Annotated in this window: 22 protein-coding genes and 2 tRNA genes; 11 read left to right on the top strand and 13 right to left on the bottom strand. The window is 64.7% G+C overall.

Annotated elements, in window-relative coordinates:
- Positions 1–67: 67 nt before the first annotated feature.
- The 7 genes from AC1DJH_RS02470 to hemP all read left to right on the top strand — a co-directional run bounded on the left by AC1DJH_RS02470 (position 68) and on the right by hemP (position 5,909).
- On the top strand, positions 68–2,464 hold the full coding sequence (locus AC1DJH_RS02470; RefSeq protein WP_478184604.1) for a catecholate siderophore receptor Fiu: 2,397 nt from the start codon (positions 68–70) through the stop codon (positions 2,462–2,464).
- 89 nt (positions 2,465–2,553) lie between these two features.
- Positions 2,554–3,234 (top strand): Fe2+-dependent dioxygenase, encoded by a 681-nt coding sequence (locus AC1DJH_RS02475; RefSeq protein WP_478184605.1) that lies wholly within the window; start codon positions 2,554–2,556, stop codon positions 3,232–3,234.
- A 126-nt stretch (positions 3,235–3,360) separates the two neighbouring features.
- Positions 3,361–3,633 carry a (2Fe-2S)-binding protein gene (locus AC1DJH_RS02480; RefSeq protein WP_124458680.1) on the top strand — a complete coding sequence of 91 codons (273 nt, stop codon included), beginning with the start codon at positions 3,361–3,363 and terminating at the stop codon, positions 3,631–3,633.
- Between the two features lie 122 nt (positions 3,634–3,755).
- Positions 3,756–4,445 carry an energy transducer TonB gene (locus tag AC1DJH_RS02485; RefSeq protein ID WP_435483725.1) on the top strand — a complete coding sequence of 230 codons (690 nt, stop codon included), beginning with the start codon at positions 3,756–3,758 and terminating at the stop codon, positions 4,443–4,445.
- Positions 4,446–4,467: 22 nt separating this feature from the next.
- Positions 4,468–5,184 (top strand): MotA/TolQ/ExbB proton channel family protein, encoded by a 717-nt coding sequence (locus AC1DJH_RS02490; RefSeq protein ID WP_435435618.1) that lies wholly within the window; start codon positions 4,468–4,470, stop codon positions 5,182–5,184.
- Positions 5,185–5,189: 5 nt separating this feature from the next.
- Positions 5,190–5,603: an ExbD/TolR family protein gene (locus tag AC1DJH_RS02495; protein WP_435435617.1), complete on the top strand. Its 414-nt coding sequence runs from the start codon at positions 5,190–5,192 to the stop codon at positions 5,601–5,603.
- A 93-nt stretch (positions 5,604–5,696) separates the two neighbouring features.
- Positions 5,697–5,909, top strand: a complete 213-nt coding sequence (gene hemP / locus AC1DJH_RS02500) for a hemin uptake protein HemP (protein ID WP_435483377.1) — start codon at positions 5,697–5,699, stop codon at positions 5,907–5,909.
- Positions 5,910–6,091: 182 nt separating this feature from the next.
- Here the strand turns inward: hemP and AC1DJH_RS02505 are convergent, their stop codons facing one another.
- Positions 6,092–6,499, bottom strand: a complete 408-nt coding sequence (locus AC1DJH_RS02505) for a GlcG/HbpS family heme-binding protein (protein ID WP_007830736.1) — start codon at positions 6,497–6,499, stop codon at positions 6,092–6,094.
- Positions 6,500–6,674: 175 nt separating this feature from the next.
- Here AC1DJH_RS02505 and AC1DJH_RS02510 point away from each other — a divergent pair, with 175 nt between their 5' ends.
- Positions 6,675–7,376 carry a Bax inhibitor-1/YccA family protein gene (locus tag AC1DJH_RS02510; RefSeq protein WP_435435615.1) on the top strand — a complete coding sequence of 234 codons (702 nt, stop codon included), beginning with the start codon at positions 6,675–6,677 and terminating at the stop codon, positions 7,374–7,376.
- Positions 7,377–7,422: 46 nt separating this feature from the next.
- Here AC1DJH_RS02510 and rlmD read toward each other — a convergent pair whose 3' ends face one another.
- From rlmD to surE, 5 genes are read right to left on the bottom strand one after another with little or no spacing between them, the layout of a single operon-like run.
- Positions 7,423–8,871 (bottom strand): 23S rRNA (uracil(1939)-C(5))-methyltransferase RlmD, encoded by a 1,449-nt coding sequence (gene rlmD, locus AC1DJH_RS02515; RefSeq protein WP_478184606.1) that lies wholly within the window; start codon positions 8,869–8,871, stop codon positions 7,423–7,425.
- A gap of 30 nt (positions 8,872–8,901) precedes the next feature.
- Positions 8,902–9,924, bottom strand: a complete 1,023-nt coding sequence (locus AC1DJH_RS02520; protein WP_435483375.1) for a sigma-70 family RNA polymerase sigma factor — start codon at positions 9,922–9,924, stop codon at positions 8,902–8,904.
- 4 nt (positions 9,925–9,928) lie between these two features.
- The gene (locus tag AC1DJH_RS02525; RefSeq protein WP_435483374.1) at positions 9,929–10,828 is read right to left on the bottom strand and encodes a peptidoglycan DD-metalloendopeptidase family protein; all 900 of its coding nucleotides are present in this window, start codon (positions 10,826–10,828) and stop codon (positions 9,929–9,931) included.
- Positions 10,829–10,839: 11 nt separating this feature from the next.
- Entirely contained in the window at positions 10,840–11,613 is a 774-nt protein-coding gene (locus AC1DJH_RS02530) for a protein-L-isoaspartate(D-aspartate) O-methyltransferase (protein ID WP_472117476.1), read from the bottom strand.
- A gap of 1 nt (position 11,614) precedes the next feature.
- A complete protein-coding gene (gene surE / locus AC1DJH_RS02535) occupies positions 11,615–12,373 on the bottom strand; it encodes a 5'/3'-nucleotidase SurE (RefSeq protein ID WP_478184607.1) in 759 nt (252 codons plus the stop codon).
- 127 nt (positions 12,374–12,500) lie between these two features.
- Between surE and AC1DJH_RS02540 the strand changes: the two genes are divergently transcribed.
- The gene (locus AC1DJH_RS02540) at positions 12,501–13,487 is read left to right on the top strand and encodes an NADPH:quinone oxidoreductase family protein (protein WP_435493358.1); all 987 of its coding nucleotides are present in this window, start codon (positions 12,501–12,503) and stop codon (positions 13,485–13,487) included.
- Between the two features lie 84 nt (positions 13,488–13,571).
- Here the strand turns inward: AC1DJH_RS02540 and AC1DJH_RS02545 are convergent, their stop codons facing one another.
- The 3 genes from AC1DJH_RS02545 to AC1DJH_RS02555 form a co-directional block, all read right to left on the bottom strand.
- Positions 13,572–13,916, bottom strand: coding sequence for an H-NS histone family protein (locus AC1DJH_RS02545; RefSeq protein ID WP_472117486.1), 345 nt, complete (start codon positions 13,914–13,916; stop codon positions 13,572–13,574).
- 275 nt (positions 13,917–14,191) lie between these two features.
- A tRNA-His gene (locus AC1DJH_RS02550) sits at positions 14,192–14,267 on the bottom strand.
- A gap of 76 nt (positions 14,268–14,343) precedes the next feature.
- The gene (locus AC1DJH_RS02555; RefSeq protein ID WP_478184986.1) at positions 14,344–14,991 is read right to left on the bottom strand and encodes a YbhB/YbcL family Raf kinase inhibitor-like protein; all 648 of its coding nucleotides are present in this window, start codon (positions 14,989–14,991) and stop codon (positions 14,344–14,346) included.
- 213 nt (positions 14,992–15,204) lie between these two features.
- On the opposite strand from AC1DJH_RS02555, the gene AC1DJH_RS02560 reads away from it, so the two are divergent.
- Both AC1DJH_RS02560 and AC1DJH_RS02565 read left to right on the top strand, forming a co-directional pair.
- Entirely contained in the window at positions 15,205–15,453 is a 249-nt protein-coding gene (locus AC1DJH_RS02560; RefSeq protein WP_435435604.1) for a GlsB/YeaQ/YmgE family stress response membrane protein, read from the top strand.
- Positions 15,454–15,656: 203 nt separating this feature from the next.
- Positions 15,657–15,989, top strand: a complete 333-nt coding sequence (locus AC1DJH_RS02565) for a hypothetical protein (RefSeq protein WP_435483369.1) — start codon at positions 15,657–15,659, stop codon at positions 15,987–15,989.
- A gap of 5 nt (positions 15,990–15,994) precedes the next feature.
- Here AC1DJH_RS02565 and AC1DJH_RS02570 read toward each other — a convergent pair whose 3' ends face one another.
- From AC1DJH_RS02570 to AC1DJH_RS02585, 4 genes are all read right to left on the bottom strand, one after another.
- Entirely contained in the window at positions 15,995–16,669 is a 675-nt protein-coding gene (locus AC1DJH_RS02570; protein ID WP_478184608.1) for a histidine phosphatase family protein, read from the bottom strand.
- Positions 16,670–16,787: 118 nt separating this feature from the next.
- Positions 16,788–18,701: a SurA N-terminal domain-containing protein gene (locus AC1DJH_RS02575; RefSeq protein WP_478184609.1), complete on the bottom strand. Its 1,914-nt coding sequence runs from the start codon at positions 18,699–18,701 to the stop codon at positions 16,788–16,790.
- A 78-nt stretch (positions 18,702–18,779) separates the two neighbouring features.
- Positions 18,780–18,855: transfer RNA gene (locus AC1DJH_RS02580), tRNA-Val, on the bottom strand.
- Between the two features lie 29 nt (positions 18,856–18,884).
- On the bottom strand, positions 18,885–19,157 hold the full coding sequence (locus tag AC1DJH_RS02585; RefSeq protein ID WP_099796196.1) for an HU family DNA-binding protein: 273 nt from the start codon (positions 19,155–19,157) through the stop codon (positions 18,885–18,887).
- Positions 19,158–19,257: the final 100 nt, after the last annotated feature.

Consider the following 19,257-nt stretch of genomic DNA (forward strand, 5'->3'; position numbering starts at 1 on the left):
GCGAGAACGCCGCCGTCGAGACGTCGCCAGTCGAGTCCTAGCCGCCGCCCTTTCCGGAGAAAACTTCATGGCCTACATCAAGAGCCGCAAACACGCCGTTGCGCGCGCAGTTCCACACCTTTCCGGCGCTGCTGCCGCCACGCTGATGGCCCTTGCGGCTCCAGGCGCCTTCGCCCAGTCGTCCAACGCGTTGCCGGAAGTCCAGGTGCAGGACTCCGCCGTCACCAGCGACTACAAGACCGACACGTCGGCCAACCCCAAGTTCACGGCCCCGCTGGTGAACACGCCGCAAACCATCCAGGTCATCAAGGACCAGATCATTCGCGACCAGGGCGCGACCACGCTGACCGAAGCGCTGCGCAACACCCCCGGCGTGGGCACGTTCTTCCTCGGGGAAAACGGCAACACCAACACAGGCGACGCCGTCTACATGCGCGGCTTCGACAGCTCCAGCGCGATTTTTGTCGACGGCATCCGCGACCTGGGCTCGGTGTCGCGCGACGTGTTCAACATCGAACAGATCGAGGTCGTGAAGGGCCCGTCGGGCACCGACGTGGGCCGCACCTCGCCCACCGGCTACATCAACCTCGTGACCAAGAAGCCCAAGCTCGAGGACAGCTTCCTGGGTTCGCTGAGCTTCGGCAGCGCGGACTTCAAGCGCGGCAGCGTCGACTGGAACAAGTCGCTCAGCAGCGCCAACGGCATCGGGGCGGCATTCCGCTTGAACGCCGTGACCGAAGACGGCGGCGTGGCCGGCCGCGACATGGTGAAGAACAAGCGCACGGCCATCGCGCCGTCGCTGGCGCTCGGCCTGAACAGCCCGACGCGCGTCTTCCTGGACTACCTGCACGTCAAGCAGAACAACGTGCCCGACGGCGGCGTGCCCACCATCGGCCTGCCCGGCTACTCGACGCCGGACGCCACGGCGATCACTAGGGGTTTGGCTCGCCGCACCTACCTGAACTCCGCGGCACGCGTGGACTCGAGCAACTTCTACGGCACGAGCTCGGACTTCGACAACGTGACCGCGGACATGTTCACCGCGCGCATCGAGCACGACCTGACTCCCGACGTCACGCTGCGCAACACCACGCGCTACGGCAAGACCTCGCAGGACTACATGCTCACGGCCTTCATGGGCGGCGGCCTGACGTCCACGAACGGCGTCGGCACCTTGCCGGCGGCCAACGCGGGCTTCCTGAACACGGTCATCCCGACGCTCCCGGCAAGCTGGACCGTCACGCGCAACCTGCCGACCAACAAGGACCAGGAAAACACGATCTTCACCAACCAGACGAGCGTGTCGGCCAAGTTCGACACGGGCGGCATCAGCCACTCGTTCAACGGTGGCGTGGAGTTCATCCGCGAAACGCAGCGCGCCAACAACTTCTATGCCCCGGGCTTCGCGAGCGTGGGCACCACGCTGGCCGCCGCCGGTTCCTGGCCAGCCGCCAACCTGTACAACCCGAACCCGTACGTGAGCGGCTACAACCGCATCGCCAACGGCACCGGCTCGGACGGCAGCACCGACACCATCGGCCTGTACGCCTTCGACACGCTGAAGTTCAATGAGCAGTGGCAACTGACCGCCGGCCTGCGCTACGACCACTACTCGACCACCTACAACGCCACCGCGCTGACGCTGGCACGCACCGGCAACGGCCCGCAGACCACGACGATCACGCCGACCAACCTGAAACTGTCGGACAACCTGCTGTCCGGCAAGATCGGCCTGGTCTACAAGCCGACCGAGAACAGCAGCGTCTACGCCGCCTACGGCACCGCCGCGCAGCCCCCGGGCGGTGCGAACTTCGCGCTCGCAGCGGGCGGCACCGGCAACAGCGCCGCGCGCACCGACTTCCTGCCGCAGAAGGCCAAGACCTACGAACTCGGCACCAAGTGGGACGTGCTGAACAAGCGCGTGGCCCTGACCGCCGCGCTGTACCGCACCGACGTCAGCAATGAGGTCGTGCAGGACAGCGTGACCACCAACTACTACCAGACCGGCAAGAAGCGCGTGCAGGGCGTCGAGCTCGGCGCGTCGGGTGCGCTGACCGAAAACTGGGGCGTGAGCACCGGGTTCACGACCATGAACACCCGCGTGCTGAGCGGCCCCTCGGTGCTGGCCGACGGCTCGACCGCCCTCGCCTACACGCCGAAGAAAGCCTTCACGCTCTGGACCACCTACCAGCTTCCGTTCGGCCTGACGCTCGGCGGCGGTGCCCGCTACAACGGCAAGCTGCAGCGCGGCAGCGACGGCGCGGTCGGCACGCCGGCGTATGTCGACTCTTACTGGGTGTTCGATGCAATGGCCTCCTACCGCATCAACAAGAACGTCGACATCCAGTTCAACGTCTACAACCTGTTCGACAAGGACTACGTGGCAGCCATCAACAAGAGCGGCTACCGTTACACGCCGGGCACGCCCCGCTCGTACAAGGTCACCGCGAACTTCGCGTTCTGACCGTTGCGCGCACCGTTCCCGCGCGGGGCGGTGCCACACTCGAGCCCCGGCCCGCGCCGGGGCTTTTCTGTTTTCGGAGTGCCTGAAAAATGATGCTGCATGTGCCCGATGTGCTCAGTCCCGCCCAGGTGCGCGAGATGCGCGCCGCGCTCGACGCGACGAACTGGATCGATGGCCGGGAGACGGTTGGCGACCAGGGCGCGCAGGTCAAGCGCAACCGGCAGTTGCCCGAACAATCGCACGTGGGCCGCGAACTCGGCGCCACCGTGCTCGCCGCGCTCGCGCGCAACGCGCTTTTCTTTTCGGCGGCATTGCCGCTGCGCTTCGTGCCGCCTTTGTTCAACCGCTACGAAGGCGGCGAGCACTACGGCTTGCATGTCGACGGCGCGGTGCGCGCGCTGCCCGGCAACGGCCAGCAATTGCGCACCGACCTGTCGTGCACCCTCTTCCTGTGCGACCCCGACGACTACGAAGGCGGCGAGCTGGAAGTGATCGACACCTATGGCTCCCACGAGGTGAAGCTGCCGGCCGGCGACCTGGTCCTGTATCCGGCGAGCAGCCTGCACCGCGTGCACCCCGTGACACGCGGCGCACGGGTGTGCTCGTTTTTCTGGCTGCAGAGCATGGTGCGCAACGACCAGCAGCGCAGCATGCTTTTCGAGCTCGACCAGAACATCCAGAAACTGCGCGGCCGCCTGGGGGAATGCGACGAAACGGTGGCGCTGACCGGCCACTATCACAACCTGCTGCGGCTCTGGTCGGAGGTCTGAGCGCGCGGCCCGGCAGGCCGTGAACGCCATTGCAGGATCCAGTAACAGCATAGTTATTGCAAATGCGATGGATTCTTATTTATAATCGGCACTTCCAACAGCCAGCCAACTGCCGCTTTCACCGCCATGATCGTTTGCGTCTGCCGCCGAGTCTCCGACCGCGAAATCGCACGTCACGTGCGCGCGGGCATGACATTCGACGAAGTCCAGTTCGAACTCGGCGTGGCCACGCAGTGTGGTCAGTGTGAAGGTTGTGCGCGCGACATCGTCGCGCAATGCAGCGCCTCTCACCCGGTTGCCGCCTTGAATTGCGAAACGGGCCCAAGGGCGATCCAGCTTGCCAACTCCATCAAGGAAAGCAAGGCATGGAACTCGTCTCGGCACTCGGCGGCAGCCTGATCCTGGTCGCCGGCTCGGTCTGGTGGATTTTTCATAAGTGATGAAGCCGACGCACGCCGCGTCCTCGTAGCGGTTTTGCTGCAATCGGGGCACCTTTCACGGTGCCCGCACTCGAATGGTTGATCGTGTCTGACCGCTTTGCCCCTCCCCCCTCGTTCCTCGGCCTGTCCCGCAATGTGGTCATTGCGGGCGGCGTCATCCTTTTTCACGGGGCCGCGCTCTGGGCGCTGCAAAGCGGATTGCTGCGCCGCGCCGCCGAAGTGGTGATTCCGGTCGAGATACTGAGCCAGTTCGTCGAGCCGCCGAAACCGAAGGCGGATCCGCCGCCTCCGCCCCCACCGCCGCCCCAGCCCAAGGTCGCCAAGGCGCCGCCTCCGCCGCGGCCGCAAGCCATCCGGGAACCGAAACCCACGCCAGCGCCGCAGGCGCCCGTGGGTGTGACGGAGCCGCCGCCGCCCGCCGCCCCGCCGGCACCGCCCGCGCCGCCAGCCCCACCCGCACCGCCGCCGTCGCCCCCGGCACCGCCCGCTGTCTCGCTGCCGTCGAGCAACGCCGACTACCTTCAGAACCCGAAGCCGGTGTACCCCGCCATGAGCCGGCGGCTCGGCGAGCAGGGCAAGGTCATCGTGCGGGTGCTCGTGGGCGTCGACGGCATGCCCAGGGGCGCGGAAGTCAAGAAATCCAGCGGCTTCGATCGGCTCGACGAAGCCGCCGTGGAATACATCATGAAATGCCGGTTCGTGCCCGGCAAAGTCAACGGCGTGGTGCAGGCCATGTCTTATGACGCCCCGGTCAACTACGTACTGAACTAATTTTTCTCTGGAGCAACTTCGTATGGATTCCCAATTTGGCTTGATGAACGTCTGGAACCAGGGCGACTTCGTGACCAAGGCCGTGGCGGTGCTGTTGATCGGCATGTCCCTCGCGTCGTGGATCGTGATCATCGTCAAGGCGCTCGACGTCATTCGCTACAAGCGCCTCGCCAAGCACTCGCAAGACTTCTGGCACAGCGAAGACTTCGCCACCGCGCTGAACAAGCTCGGCACCGACGACAGCAACCCGTTTCGCGCGCTGGCACTCGAAGGCCGCGAAGCCGCAGCGCACCATCGCAACACGAAGGTCCACCTGCACGACACGCTGGACGTGAGCGACTGGATCACGCGCTCCCTGCGCAACGGCATCGACGCATTCACCGCGCGCCTGCAGACCGGCCTCGCCATCCTGGCGTCGGTGGGCTCCACCGCCCCCTTCATCGGCCTGTTCGGCACGGTCTGGGGCATCTACCACGCGCTCATGAGCATCGGCTCGGCCGGCCAGGCGACCATCGACAAGGTGGCCGGCCCGATCGGTGAAGCACTGATCATGACGGCGCTCGGCCTGGCCGTGGCCATTCCGGCGGTGCTGGGCTACAACGCGCTGGTGCGCGGCAACAAGTTCGTGCTGACCAAGCTGAATGCCTTCGCGCACGACCTGCACGCCTACTTCGTGACCGGCGCCCGCGTGCAAAGCGGCGGCAACGAAGCGATCGTGGTTCCGCTCAAGAAGGGCTGAGCATCATGGCTTTCGGAACACAAGACGAACCCGATGAGGTGATGAACGAGATCAACATGACGCCGCTGGTCGACGTCATGCTGGTGCTGCTCATCATCTTCATCATCACCGTGCCGGTGATGAAACACGCCGTCAACATCGACCTGCCGCGCGCCACCAGCGAGCCCGAACAGCCGAAGCCGCAGAACATCCTGTTCAGCATCACGGCAGACGGCAGCTACTACTGGAACGAAGACAAGATCGACGACAGCGCGCTGCCCGCGCGCCTGGCCGCCGAGGCCGCCAAGGACCCGCAGCCCGAGTTGCACATCCGCGGCGACAAGGCCGTGCGCTACGAGCGCGTGGCCAAGGCCATGTCCGAAGCCCGAGAAGCCGGTGTGCGCAAGATCGGCTTCATCACGGAACCCGACGCAAAGTGACCTGAATCGCGATTGAAAAAAATCAATCGCGACGATTGACTTTTTATTGCGAATCATTATCATTCAGTCATCGCTTCGACAAGGGAACTCCAGATGCCAGCCACTCCGAATGCCTTTTCTGTTCTGAACCATCCTTCGCTCGACCAATCGGGCGGCGGCCATGCGTCCATCCAGGCAACGCGTCCGGCGCCGCTGGTCGAAAGCGCGGAGCTTCTGAAGGGAAGCAAGACCGTTGGCATCATGCACAACGGTTCCCTGTACCGGCTGCAAGCCACCAAACTTGGCAAGCTGATCCTGACCAAATAGGTCGTTCAGTTCGCCCCTCCCGAGCAAGTTTCATCGTGGGGCGACTCAAGGAGATTCATCTCCGAAGGGTCGTTTTTTGCTAGCCAACGGTTCGCCGACTAGCCAAGCTTTTTTTCGCGCTGAAGCATCCAAAAGAAAACGCCGACCTCGAAGTCGGCGTTTTGCTTTGTGCGAAAGGAGAATCAGAGGCCGAGTGCGGCAATGCCTGCCTTGGCGATCTGTGCATCTTCGTTCGACTTCACGCCGCTCACGCCCACGGCGCCGATCACATGGCCGTCCTTCACGATCGGCACGCCGCCTTCGAGCAGGCCCTGCACTTCGGGCGCCGTCAGGAACGCGGTGCGCCCGCCGTTGATGATGTCTTCGTAGACCTTGCTTTCACGGCGGCCCATGGCGGCGGTGTGCGCCTTGGCGGGCGCGATGTGCGAGGACAGCGCAGCGGCGCCGTCCAGGCGCTGCAGCCACAGCAGGTTGCCGGCGTCGTCCGAGATGGCGATGGTCACGGCCCAGTTGTTCTTCAGGGCCTCGGCTTCGGCCGCGGCGGCAACGGCCTTGACGTCGGCGAGTTCGAGGAATGATTTGGTCTTCATGGTGTGCTCGGGTTGCGTAAAAACCCGACAGCATAACGGCCACGCCGCCAGCAGTGCCTTCGCGCCGGTGCCAAGCTCGGGCACAAGCTGCAGGCGATTTTGCCTCCCCCCTCCCTTGCAGCCCCCTAGAATGCGCCCCAACTGCGTCTTCGCAGCAACCACAGGAGCTCCGGCCATGAACGACCGCGTTACCACCCTAGACACATCCACTGGCTACGGCCAGCCGCTGGCGCAGGCGGAACGCCAGCGCGTGCTGCGCAACACCTACTGGCTGCTCGCGCTGAGCCTGCTGCCCACCGTGCTCGGCGCATGGGTCGGTGTGAGCACAGGCCTCACGCGCTCGCTCACCGGCGGACTCGGCCTCATCGTCTTCCTCGGCGGCGCATTCGGCTTCATGTTCGCCATCGAAAAGACCAAGAACTCCGCCGCCGGCGTGCCGGTGCTGCTGGGCTTCACCTTCTTCATGGGCCTGATGCTGTCGCGCCTGATCGCGATGGTGCTCGGTTTCAAGAACGGCTCGGAACTCATCATGACGGCCTTCGGCGGCACCGCCGGCGTGTTCTTCGTGATGGCCTCGCTGGCCACGGTCATCAAGCGCGATCTGTCGGGCATGGGCAAGTTCCTGTTCGTCGGCGCGATGGTGTTGATGTTCGGCGCCATCATCAACGTCTTCGTCGGTTCGAGCACCGGCATGCTGGTGATCTCGGTGGCCGCCATCGGCATCTTCTCGGCCTACATGCTCTATGACCTGAAGCAGATCATGGACGGCGGCGAGACCAACTACATCACCGCCACGCTCGCGCTGTACCTCGACCTGTTCAACGTGTTCCAGAGCCTGCTGGCCCTGCTGGGCATCTTCGGCGGCGAACGCGACTGAGCGGATCCGCGCCCACCCGTAAAAAGAGCCCCGAGGGGCTCTTTTTTCATTCCAGCTCGAAGACCGCGATCGATTCGACGTGCGCCGTGTGCGGGAACATGTTCACCACACCCGAGAACGTGCAGCGGTAGCCCGCCTGGTGCACCAGCAGGCCGGCGTCGCGTGCCAGCGTCGACGGGTTGCAGCTCACGTACACGATGCGCTTGGGCGGCGTCCAGCCGTCGGTGCGCAGCTCGGGCTGCAGGTGCAGGTCGGCCAGAGCCTTGGCGAGGGCGAAGGCGCCTTCGCGCGGCGGGTCGACCAGCCACTTGTCGGCACTGCCGTCGGCCACCAGCATCGCCGGTGTCATCTCGAAAAGGTTGCGCGCTACGAAAGTTGCAGGTGACAACGCACGGCGGGCGGGCGTTGCGGGCTGATTTCGCAAGAAGTTGTCGGTGGCGCGCGCCACCAGCGTGTCGCTCCCCTCGATGCCCAGCACCTCGCGCGCCTGGCTCGCCAGAGGCAATGTGAAATTGCCCAGGCCGCAGAACCAGTCGATCACGCGCTCGTCGGGCTGCACGTCGAGCAGGCGCAGCGCCTTGCCGACCAGCGCCCGGTTGATGTGCGGATTGACCTGTGTGAAATCAGTGGGCTTGAACGGCATCGTGACGCCGAACTCAGGCAGTCGATACGCCAGCGGCGCGCCGCCCTCTTCCAGCAACTTCACGGTGTCCGGACCCTTGGGCTGCAGCCACCACTGAACACCCTCGTTGCGGGCCGCAAAGGCCTTCAGCCGGTCGACGTCGGCGTCCGACAGCGGTTCGAGGTGCCGCAGCACCAGCGCGATGGTGCCGAGCTTCGTGGAGTCGGGTGCGTCGCCGCAGGCCAGCTCGATCTGCGGGCAGGTCTGGCGCGCGTCCATCGAGCCGATCAAGGCGCGCAACGGCATCAGCATCTCGCTGATCTGCTTGGGCAGAACCGGACACACCTGCATGTCGGCCAGGTAGCGGCTCTTGCGCTCGTGGAAGCCGATGAGCACCGTGCCCTTCTTGACCACGTGGCGCACCGAGAGTCGCGCACGGTAGCGGTAGTGCCATGCCGGCCCCTCGAGCGGTCGCAGCACGTTCTCGGGATTCACCTTGCCCAGATGCCACAGGTTGTCTTCCAGCGCGCGCTGCTTCACGGCCACCTGGGCGGCCGCGTCGAGGTGCTGCATCTTGCAGCCGCCGCAGGCACCCGTGTGCAGGCCGAAATGCGGGCAGCCGGGACGCACCCGCTGCGACGATTCGCGGCGGATGGCCGTGACCGTGCCTTGCTCCCAGTTGTTCTTGCGGCGGTGCACATTGAACTGCACTTCCTCGAAGGGCAATGCGCCTTCGATGAACACGACCATGCCGTCGGCCTTATGGGCAACGCCCTGAGCGTCGAGGTCGAGCGACTCGACCTGCAACCACTCTTCACCAGGATGCGCGGGGACTTTCGCGGGGGTTTTGTTTTCTTCGATGGGTTCCGTCATCCCCCGATTGTCTCAGCGTGGACAGCCTCGCTAGAACAACGCGTCCCGCCCGACGCCCGAGCGCGTGAGCTGGCGGCGCATCTTGGCCAGTGCCTCGTTCTGGATCTGCCTGACCCGCTCGCGTGTGAGGCCCAGGCGCACGCTCAGCACCTCCAGCGTTTCGGGCTCGCGGTCGTGCAGGCCGTAGCGGCCTTCCAGCACCTCGCGCTCTCGCGCATCGAGGGCATGCACCCATTGGTCGAGCAGGCGCTCCACCTCGTGTGCGTGCGTCACGCCGGTCGGGTTGCCCTGCTCGTCCTCGGAGGCCACGGTGTCGGCCAGCGTGAAGCCATCGTCGCTGCGCGCATCACCTGCGTCCAGCGAGCGCGGCGCTTCGGACAGGGCCAGCAGATCGGCCACGGACTGCACGTCGCGTCCCAGCAGCGCAGCAATGTCTTCCACGCGCACGCCGTCGGGCCGATTCGCAAGGAATTCGGCGTCGCCCTCCAGGGTGCGGCGCGCGCGCAGTACCTGGTGCAGCTCTCGCACCACATGCACCGGCAGCCGGATCGCCCGGGCCTGCGTCATGACCGCACGTTCGACGGACTGGCGGATCCACCAGGTCGCGTACGTTGAAAAACGAAAGCCGCGTTCGGGCTCGAACTTGCCAATCGCATGCATCAACCCGAGATTGCCCTCTTCGATGAGGTCCGACAGCGGCACGCCACGTCCCAGGTAGCTCTTGGCGATATTCACCACGAGCCGCAGGTTGTGCTCGATCATCGATTGCCGGGCGGCGAAATCGCCGGCTCGCGCGGCGCATGCGGCCTCGTACTCCTGCGCGGGTGTGAAGAGCTCTGTGCGCCGGACCTGGCGCAGGTAGATGGTCAGCGCATCCGCGCCTTCGCCGCCTATCGACTCGCTCGAGGCATCGCGAGGCGGTGCAATGTCAGTGCCCAACGGATCTGCCGCCGTGTCGGCGGCAGATGCGTTCTCGTCGGACGGGTCCCGGCGACTGCCCTTGCCCGCCAACCCGCGCACAGGCAGTGTGCGACGGGAGCGGGGGGCAGCCATGGCATCACCGGCCGGGGAGGTAACGCGAAGGATCGACGGGCTTGCCTTGGCGGCGAATCTCGAAATGCAGCTTCACACGGTCGGCGTCGCTGTTGCCCATCTCGGCGATCTTCTGGCCCTTCTGAACCGACTGGTCTTCCTTCACGAGCAGCGTCTGGTTGTGCGCATACGCCGTGAGGTAGGTGTTGTTGTGCTTCAGGATGATCAGGTTGCCGTAGCCACGCAGGCCGGCCCCCGCATAGACCACACGGCCGTCGGCGGCGGCCAGCACCGGGTCGCCCGCCTTGCCGCTGATGTCGTAGCCCTTGTTCTTGGCTTCGTCGAAGCCCGCGATCAGCGAGCCGCTCGCGGGCCAGATCCAGCCAAGGTCTTCATCCCCCGAATTGCCTGTGCCTGGCGCCGACGGCGACGCCGTGACCGGTGGCTTGACCGGGCTGCTGGCCGGTGCCACAGGCGCCAGGACTGCAGGCGGCGTGACCGGCTTGGTCGTGGCGCTTTCGGAAGAAGGCGCACTGACCGGCGGCGCCACGGCTACGGCCGTTCCACCCGGCGGGATCACGCGCAGCACCTGGCCGACTTCGATGAGATCGGGGTTGTCGATGTTGTTCCAGCGAACGATGTCCTGCCAGCGTTGACCCGTGTCCGCGCCGATGCGGCGGATGGTGTCGCCGGGGCGGACCGCGTAGTAGCCGGGCTTGCCGTAATTCTCGATGCCTGCCAGCGGCTTGCCGTTGGCATCCGTGGTGATGGGCGGACCGCCGGGCACTGTGGCGCTGGGGGCGCGCGTCATGGTGCCGCGGTCTTCGACCGGTGCCGGCCCACGCGGTGTGGAACAGCCCGCGATCACGAGCACAAAGGCCAACGTGACGCCAGCGAACCAACTCCGATTGCCAAAACCCTGCATTTGTTATTCCTTCAAGCGATGCCTGATTTTAGGGGGACAAAGTGAACCGCCTCAAGAATGAGACGCTCCAGTCCCCGGGGGGTCTTGTCGATGACGACGAGGGCCTGGCCACCGCTGGCGGAATGTGTAGGAGCCACGATGCGGCCCCCCACCGCGAGCTGATCGATCCAGGCTTGCGGCACGGCTTCGCCGCCCGCGGCAGCGATGATGCCGGCATAGGGCGCGCCCTTCGCGTAGCCGATCATTCCGTCGCCCAGCATCAGGTGCACCGTGGCCAACCGGAAGGGCCGAAGATTCAGGCGGGCGCGCTCGTGCAGGCCGCGCAGCCGCTCGATGCTGTAGACCTCGGAGGCCACGTGATTCAGCACAGCGGCCTGGTAGCCGCAGCCGGTGCCAATTTCGAGCACGCGGCCCAGTTTGTCTTGCGGTTTTCCGGCCAACGCGGGCGCGCCGAGCAACAGCTCGATCATGCGGGCCACCACGCTGGGCTTGGAGATGGTCTGCCCGAGCCCGATCGGCAGGCTCGTGTCTTCATACGCCTGGTTGACCAGCGCGCTGTCGACGAAGCCATGCCGGTTCACCGCGCCCATCGCACGCAACACGCGCGGATCGGAAATGCCCTGCGCCGCGAGCTTCTGCACCATGCGCGCGCGCACCGCGTCTGAGGCCATCGAAGGCGTGGACGGCACCATCGGCTTGGCCGGCACGGCAGGCATGCGCCCGCGCGTGGCAGCCGAGGCGGTGGGAGTCAGGCGAACGGGAAAACTGGGCCGCTGCGTGGCCATGTCAATTGCCGAACCGGGCCACGGTCTCGCGCCATTGGCCGAGATTGGCGTGGTCGGTCAGATCGATCTGCAACGGCGTCAACGCAACATGGCCAGCCGCGGTGGCGTGGAAGTCGGTGCCCTCGCCGCTGTCCTTGGCGCCACCTGCGCCGGCGATCCAGTACATGGTCTCGCCGCGCGGGCTGTCCTGTGTGATCACCTTCTCGGCGGCGTGACGGCGACCGAGCCGGCAGACCTTGACGGGCTTCAATTCATCGAGGGGCTTGTTCGGCACGTTCACGTTGAGCAGGAATGCGTTGCCTCCCAGCATCCGCTCACGCTCGATCTGCTGCACCAGACGCCGCGCCACCTGAGCCGCCGCATCCACGTGGGCCCAGCCCTTTTCGATCTGCGAGAACGCAATGGCCGGAATACCGAACAGGTAGGCCTCCATGGCCGCGCCGACGGTACCCGAATAGATGGTGTCGTCGCCCATGTTGGCGCCGTTGTTGATGCCGGAAACCACCAGGTCGGGCCGGTAGTCGAGCAGGCCCTTGAGCGCGATGTGCACGCAGTCGGCCGGCGTGCCGGTCACGTAGCGAAAACCGTTGTGGGCTTCGCGCACGTAGAGAGGTGCGGCCAGGGTCAGCGCGTTCGACTTGGCGCTGTTGTTGTGCTCGGGGGCAATCACCTCGACATCGGCGATGTCCTTGAGTGCGTCGTGCAATGCGACGATGCCCGGCGCCTGGAAGCCGTCGTCGTTGGAAATGAGTATCTTCATGGTGTCCTGGATCGCTCGGATTGTAGGCGTCGGGTGCGTCGCAGCAGGGACAAGCCTGCCTCGGCGCGCCGCCTATCATCGCCCGCATTCATTGCCCCCACCCGACTCACACGAAGGAGACTCGAGCATGCACGCATGGCTTTGCGAAAACCCCACCGGCGTCGACGCGCTGACCTGGAAGGAACTGCCGACACCGACGCCGGGCCCGGGCCAGGTGCTGATCGAAATCAAGGCGGCGAGCCTGAATTTCCCCGATCTGCTGATCGTGCAGAACAAGTACCAGATGAAGCCGCCCCTGCCCTTCGTGCCCGGCTCTGAATATGCCGGCGTCATCCAGGCAGTCGGCGAAGGCGTGACGCACCTCAAGGTCGGCCAGAACGTGGCCTGCCTGTCGGGCACTGGCGGCTTCGCCACGCATACGCTGGCCCCCGCCGCACTGTGCATGCCGCTGCCCGAGGGATTCGGCCACGTCGATGCGGCCGCGTTCATCATGATCTACGCCACTTCGTGGCATGCATTGATGGACCGCGCACAACTCAAGGCCGGTGAAACCGTGCTCGTGCTCGGCGCGGCTGGCGGCGTGGGCACCGCGGCCATCCAGATTGCCAAGGCCGCCGGCGCCAAGGTCATTGCGGCGGCCTCCACCGACGAGAAATGCGAACTTTGCCGCTCCATTGGCGCCGACACCACGATCAACTACACCACGCACGCGCTGCCCAATGGGTTTCGCGATGCCGTCAAAGCCGCGACCGATGGCAAAGGACCGGATGTCATTTACGACCCGGTCGGTGGTGATTTTGCGGAACCGGCGTTTCGCTCGATTGGTTGGCGCGGGCGCTATTTGGTCGTCGGTTTTGCGTCCGGTCCCATTCCGTCGCTGCCATTGAATCTGACGCTGCTGAAAGGCGCGTCCCTCGTCGGCGTGTTCTGGGGCGATTTCGCCCGGCGCGAGCCCAAGGCCAATGCGCAGATGATGGCTGAATTGGCCCAGTGGTACGGCCAGGGAAAGATCAAGCCGGTGATCGACAGCACGATGCCGATGGCCGAATTGAAGGCCGCGTACGCGCACATGGGTTCACGCGGCGTCAAGGGAAAACTCGTGATGGTGAACTGAGTACGCCCAGGTCGGCATCCAATAAAAAAGCCCGCATGAGCGGGCTTTTTTATTGGGCACCTGCCCAAGGAGGCCGACAGGCACTTACTTGATTTCGTAATCGGTCAAAGATTTGCCAGCCGCCAATGCCTCGGTCACCCAACGCGGCTTGCGGCCACGTCCACCCGACCAGGTTTCGCCAGTCGGGCCGCGGTACTTGGCCGCAGCTTTGGCCGGTGCAACGCCTGCTGCGCGCTTGACGGCACCCACTCGCCCACCCAATTTCAAGTCGGAGGCCGTCAATCCGTATTCGGCAATCTTCTTGCGAAGCTCTTCGATCACACCAGCGCGTTCTTGGTTGCGCATGTCTTCGGCTTGCTTGCGCAATTGCGCAATCTGCTCGTCATGCTTCTTGATCTGGGAATTGATATCGGCGAGTGTCGAAGCCATTTGTTGGACTCCAGAAATTGAAAACGAGCGGATTCTAATTCAGTTTACTTTTGGCACAAGTGTAAAGTCGAACAAAAAAAGGAATCCGCATTGCATCAATGCAACAACTCGCAACACGAGTGCACCACTGAGGGCGCTTATATGCAGGTAAAGACGGAAGAAGCTGAAGGAGCACGCACCCCAAAAAGTGCGGTCCGGAAATGACAACGCCGGGGCTGGCCCGGCGGTGCGATCCCTTGAGTGCTATTGCGCAATAGCCTGAAGGAAATATCTTTTGGGGTGGCTGATGGGACTCGAACCCACGACGACCAGAATCACAATCTGGGACTCTACCAGCTGAGCTACAGCCACCATAGAGCCTCAGATTATAGCGTTAAAAATCCGGATTTCGACATCTCTCTTCGAAAGACGCCGTTTGCACGCCACATCAACCGGCAGCCGGCGCCAAGGGGCCGCTGGAGGTCACTGCGTCCTCGATCTTGATCGATCCGTCGGGCCGCTCATGCGTGCCGATCAGCAGCCCGCTGGCAATGGCATGTGCGCGAAGCGCTTCGACAACCTCGTCCCGCCCTGGCGAATCGGAGAAATCCGGCGCTTGCCCCAATGCGAACAACTGAAATGCATAGCGATGCACGCCGTGACCAGGAGGCGGATCGGGCGGCAGCCATGCGGCCTGCAATGCCGAGTTGCGACCGACGCTCAAACCCGTACCTTCATTGCCTGGACTCGGAATCGACGCTTCCGCCAGCAAGCCATCCGTCGGGGGGAGATCGACCACGATCGCATGCACCAGCGGATTGGGTGTCGGGGAATCCGCGTCCTCGACGATCAACAGAAGCGACGCGGTTCCCGCCGGTAACCCGGTCCAGCGCAACGGCGGCGAAACGCCCTCGCCATCGGGGGCATCGGCGGTACACCGAGGCGGGAGCGGCCCATGATCGACGAAGGCAGCGCTCGTGATTTCGATCGACGCCATGCCTTCGCGCATGCCGAGCGTGTTAAAGACGATCTCGTCCAGACCGGCACGCACACCGTGCAGCGCGTGACCAATGACATCAGGCAATTTTTCCAGCATGTCCAAGGTTTAACCCCGCACCGCAAATGCACCTGTAGGACGCCACGCAGCCTGATGGTCACGCAGTCTCGGAGTCACGCAGACAGCCACTACATTCGACCCGCTTTTTCATCGGCATTGGCGGACATGTGCGCCAAAATCGCTCCGCTATCATCAAAACCGATGAGGCATGGCCTGCCGGTACTTCCAATTCACCCTCAAAGGAATTTCTTCATGAGCATCGTCTGGACCATCCTGATCGGGTTCGTCGTGGGTCTTGTGGCGCGCGCCGTCAAACCGGGCGACGACTCCGCGGGCTTCATCGTCACCACCCTCATCGGCATCGCGGGTTCCTTGATCGTCACGTACGTCGGGCAATCCATGGGCTGGTACACCGCGGGCCAAGGCGCAGGCTTCATTGCATCCGTGCTGGGAGCGATCGTGCTGCTGGTGCTTTACGGCCTCATCAAGCGCAAGAGCTGATGGCCTCGCGGCCGCTCCGCGTCAAGCGGGCGACCGCTACGGATGACGTGCCGCCCCGCGTCAAGCGGGCGACCGCTACGGATGACGTGCCGCCCCGCGTCAAGCGGGCGACCGCTACGGATGACGTGCCGCGCCGCGTCAAGCGGACGACCGCTGCGGATGACGCGCCGCGCCGCATCAAACGGGCGGCCGCCACAGACGCCTTGCCTCGCAAAGCACGCGCCAGGCATCATGTGTATGTGGTCGAGCTCGACGACCGCGTCTGGAACAACGGCCGCTTCCGTCGCGCCAACCCGGACTACCAGCTCGGCAAGCCCTTCGTCTATGTCGGCATGACCGGCCTGGACCCCGACATCCGTTTCGACAAGCACAAGGCCGGCATTCAAGCCAACAGCTTCGTGCAGGCCTTCGGCTTGCACCTGCTCCCCGCGCTGTACGAACGCTACAACCCGTTGACCTACGAGGACGCACGCCTGATGGAGGTCGACCTCGGCATTGCGTTGCGCAAGGCGGGCTACGGCGTGTGGCAGGCCTGAGGCCGTCAGGCGTAGGTGACCCAGTCCTCGTACGCCGGGCCGTCCAGGTGCGGCAAGGTGTTGTAGGTGACGAGCATGTGCCGCTTGGGAGTGAAAGCGAACTCCGTCACCGACGAATTACGGATCCGCAGGTTGAGCTCGATCGTCGTCTCCGCAGTCGTGCCGAGCACATGCCCGACCGCTGTGCTGATGGGCCCGCCGCTCGACACAATCAGCACCTTTGCACCGTGATGCTTGTCGCGCACATGGTCGAGGGCTGTCGTGACGCCTGCCAGGAAATCGACATAGCTCGGCATGCCGACCGGCGCGGTGCGGCCATTCATCCATGCAGCCAGGCCCTCTCGCAACAGGCGGAAGTGATGACGGTACATCTCGGGTGAATCGGGCTTTTCGAGCTTGTCCTCGTGGATGCCGGCGATGACCGCCTCGCTGTCGTACTCGTTGAGTCCGGGCCATGGCAGCACATCGTCGCGCGCCAGGCCCATGCCCCTTGCAATTCCCTCCCATGTCTGCCGATGGCGCTTCAAGGTGCCGGTGATGACGGCATCGAAGGTCATGCCGCGCTCGCGCCAGTATTCGCCCAGGCGCACCGCCTGCCGGTGCCCGAGCTCGCTCAGGTTGTCATAGTCCGCAGCGCCGAAACTGGCCTGCCCGTGGCGCACGAGATAGAGGGTTCCCATGCGGGCGATTCTGGCAAGAAGCGCTGGCCTGGCTTGTCCCTCGGGCGACCGGTTCGGGCGCACCAAATGAAAAAGCCCGAGCCGATGGCCCGGGCTTTTTCGCAAAGGGAGCGCTGGATCAGCGGCCCGCGGCAACAGGCAGCGTGTCCGCCGGCTTCGGCACCAGGATTTCTGCCTTGAAGCGATCTTTCAGCATGCTGTAGTACGCGGCGTCCTCCGCGGCGGCCACCGACTGGCCGACCTGCGCCTGTTCCTGCTTCGCGAGGTCCGGCGCCGGGGGCGTGCGCGGCACGACCTTGGTCACGCGAACCACGGCATAGCCTTGCGCGCCGAGATCCACACCCACGAGCGCGGGCAGCTTGGCGGCGTCTGCACGCAGCGCGGCGTCGATGACCGGCAGCGGCTGCGATTGCGCTTCGCGGCGCGACACCGTCATCGGCGCGCCGAAGGTCGCACCGTCGGCCTTTGCCGTCCACGCCGCGAGCTTCGCCTCGCCCTCGGTCTTGGCAAGCACCGCGGCGCGCTCGGTCACGAGCTGCGCGCGGATCTTGTCCTTCACGTCGGCCAGCGGCACCGGATGCGCCGGCGTGTACTGCGTCACACGGCCCGATGCAAGCTGGCTGGAGCCGACCTCGATCGCCTCGGTGTTCTGCTTGCGCTGCAGCGAGTCGGGCGCGAACAGCGCGTTCAGGAAGTTGCGGCTGGCCAGGGGGCCGGTGGCGCCGGGTGCTGGCGTGCGCGGCACATTGGTGGCCGTCTGGATCGTGAGCTTGAGCTTCTCGGCCGCCGGCTTGAGGCTGTCGGGCGTCTGGTACACGGCATCGGTGAAAACCTCCGCGGCCTTCGCGAATTCCTGCGTGGCCTGCTGCGCGCGCACCTCGTTCTCGATGGTGGCTCGCACCTTCTCGAAAGGCGGCACCACGGCGGGCTTGATGTCGGTCAGCTGGATGATGTGGTAGCCGAACTCGGTTTCGACGATGCCGCTGATCTCGCCCTTCTTGAGCGCGAACATCGCGTCCTCGAAAGGCTTGACCATCGCACCGCGCGTGACGAAGTCGAGGTCGCCGCCCTTCTCCGCGGAACCCGTGTCCTGCGAGTTCTTTCGCGCCACGTCGGCAAAGCTGGCGGGCGTCTTCTTCACTTCGGCCAGCAATTGCTCGGCCTTGGCCTTGGCCTTTTCGCGGTCGGCAGCGGGCATGCTGGACGGCGCGGTGATCAGGATGTGGCTCGCACGGCGCTCTTCCTTGGTGCCGAAGCGCGCGGTGTTCTGGTCGTAGTAGGTCTTGAGGTCGGCATCGCTCACGACGAGGTTCTTCTTGGCGGCCTCCAGGTCGAGCACGAGGTACTCGATGCTGGCCTGCTCGGGCGCCTGGAACTGGGCCGTATGGTCCTTGTAGTAGGCCTCGATGTCGGCGTCGCTCACCGTCACCTTTGACGCGAAGCTCTCGGGGCTGAAGCGCGCCACCTGGATCTCACGGCTGTCGTAGAACGCGTTGATGGTGGTGGCGGCCAGCGCGGGCGTGGTGAAGGCAGTGCCAGAAACGCCCAGCAGCACCTGCTGCGTGGCCATTTCCGATCGCACACCCGCTTCGTACTGCTCGGGGGTACGGCCGGTCACGCGCTGGAAGGCTTCACGGTCGAACTTGCCATCGGGCGTACGGAACGCCGCCAGGCCTGGGTCCTGCGCGAAGATGCGCGACAGGCGATCTTCGGACACCGACATGTTCGCCTTGGCGGCCGCAGCGGCCAGCACCCGGTCGCGCACCATGCGCTCCAGCGTGGCGTAGCGCAGGGCGTCGGAGTCGAGGACCGTCGGGTCGACGTTGGGTGACTGCTGGCGAATGCGGTCGGTCTCCACGCGGTGCTGCTGGTCCCACTCGGGCTTGGTGATCGGCTGGCCATCGATGCGGGCCACCTTCTCTTCGCTGCCACCCTGGTAGCGCTCGACACCGAAGAGCACGAACGAGGGAATGATCAGCAAGAACAAGAAAATCATGACGATCTTGTTGTACTTGCGGAAGAAATCAAACATGCTTGAACACTCTTTTTCGACGGACGTCGGACGGCAATAAAAAAGGCGAACTTGCGGTTCGCCTTTGCATCGGGTGGGTGGTGGGTGCTGAGGGGCTCGAACCCCCGACCTACGCCGTGTAAAGGCGACGCTCTACCAACTGAGCTAAGCACCCCACCGGGAATACGCTCCGAGTCTAACGTCTTAGTTCAGCGCGTCTTTCAGCGCCTTGCCCGGACGGAACTTCGGAATCTTGGCGGCCTTGATTTTAATCGCCTCGCCGGTACGGGGGTTTCGGCCGGTGCGGGCCGCGCGCTTGCCTACTGCGAAAGTGCCGAAACCGACGAGCGAAACCGAGCCGCCCTTCTTGAGCGTTGTACGAATAGCGCCGATGGTGGATTCGAGCGCACGCGTTGCTGCTGCTTTGGAAATATCGGCGTTCTTTGCGATGTGCTCAATCAGTTCGGTCTTGTTCACAAGGGCCCCTTGTAGAAAAAAAGTTGGTCGGCTTCCGTCAGCTGCGACCTGGCCCCGACGTGTGCGACTCGAGAGCCTGGCAGGCCTGACGCCTCGGCAG

The organism is Variovorax sp. 10N412 (genome assembly GCF_056394985.1).

Coding starts and splice junctions, on each gene's coding strand:
- AC1DJH_RS02545 (WP_472117486.1), bottom strand. CDS start 13,916: ATGGCTTCGACACTCGCCGATATCAATTCCCAGATCAAGAAGCATGAC.
- AC1DJH_RS02480 (WP_124458680.1), top strand. CDS start 3,361: ATGATCGTTTGCGTCTGCCGCCGAGTCTCCGACCGCGAAATCGCACGT.
- AC1DJH_RS02470 (WP_478184604.1), top strand. CDS start 68: ATGGCCTACATCAAGAGCCGCAAACACGCCGTTGCGCGCGCAGTTCCA.
- surE (WP_478184607.1), bottom strand. CDS start 12,373: ATGAAGATACTCATTTCCAACGACGACGGCTTCCAGGCGCCGGGCATC.
- AC1DJH_RS02530 (WP_472117476.1), bottom strand. CDS start 11,613: ATGGCCACGCAGCGGCCCAGTTTTCCCGTTCGCCTGACTCCCACCGCC.
- AC1DJH_RS02540 (WP_435493358.1), top strand. CDS start 12,501: ATGCACGCATGGCTTTGCGAAAACCCCACCGGCGTCGACGCGCTGACC.
- AC1DJH_RS02570 (WP_478184608.1), bottom strand. CDS start 16,669: ATGGGAACCCTCTATCTCGTGCGCCACGGGCAGGCCAGTTTCGGCGCT.
- AC1DJH_RS02510 (WP_435435615.1), top strand. CDS start 6,675: ATGAACGACCGCGTTACCACCCTAGACACATCCACTGGCTACGGCCAG.
- AC1DJH_RS02555 (WP_478184986.1), bottom strand. CDS start 14,991: ATGCTGGAAAAATTGCCTGATGTCATTGGTCACGCGCTGCACGGTGTG.
- AC1DJH_RS02575 (WP_478184609.1), bottom strand. CDS start 18,701: ATGTTTGATTTCTTCCGCAAGTACAACAAGATCGTCATGATTTTCTTG.
- hemP (WP_435483377.1), top strand. CDS start 5,697: ATGCCAGCCACTCCGAATGCCTTTTCTGTTCTGAACCATCCTTCGCTC.
- AC1DJH_RS02560 (WP_435435604.1), top strand. CDS start 15,205: ATGAGCATCGTCTGGACCATCCTGATCGGGTTCGTCGTGGGTCTTGTG.
- rlmD (WP_478184606.1), bottom strand. CDS start 8,871: ATGACGGAACCCATCGAAGAAAACAAAACCCCCGCGAAAGTCCCCGCG.
- AC1DJH_RS02495 (WP_435435617.1), top strand. CDS start 5,190: ATGGCTTTCGGAACACAAGACGAACCCGATGAGGTGATGAACGAGATC.
- AC1DJH_RS02525 (WP_435483374.1), bottom strand. CDS start 10,828: ATGCAGGGTTTTGGCAATCGGAGTTGGTTCGCTGGCGTCACGTTGGCC.
- AC1DJH_RS02520 (WP_435483375.1), bottom strand. CDS start 9,924: ATGGCTGCCCCCCGCTCCCGTCGCACACTGCCTGTGCGCGGGTTGGCG.
- AC1DJH_RS02475 (WP_478184605.1), top strand. CDS start 2,554: ATGATGCTGCATGTGCCCGATGTGCTCAGTCCCGCCCAGGTGCGCGAG.
- AC1DJH_RS02505 (WP_007830736.1), bottom strand. CDS start 6,499: ATGAAGACCAAATCATTCCTCGAACTCGCCGACGTCAAGGCCGTTGCC.
- AC1DJH_RS02490 (WP_435435618.1), top strand. CDS start 4,468: ATGGATTCCCAATTTGGCTTGATGAACGTCTGGAACCAGGGCGACTTC.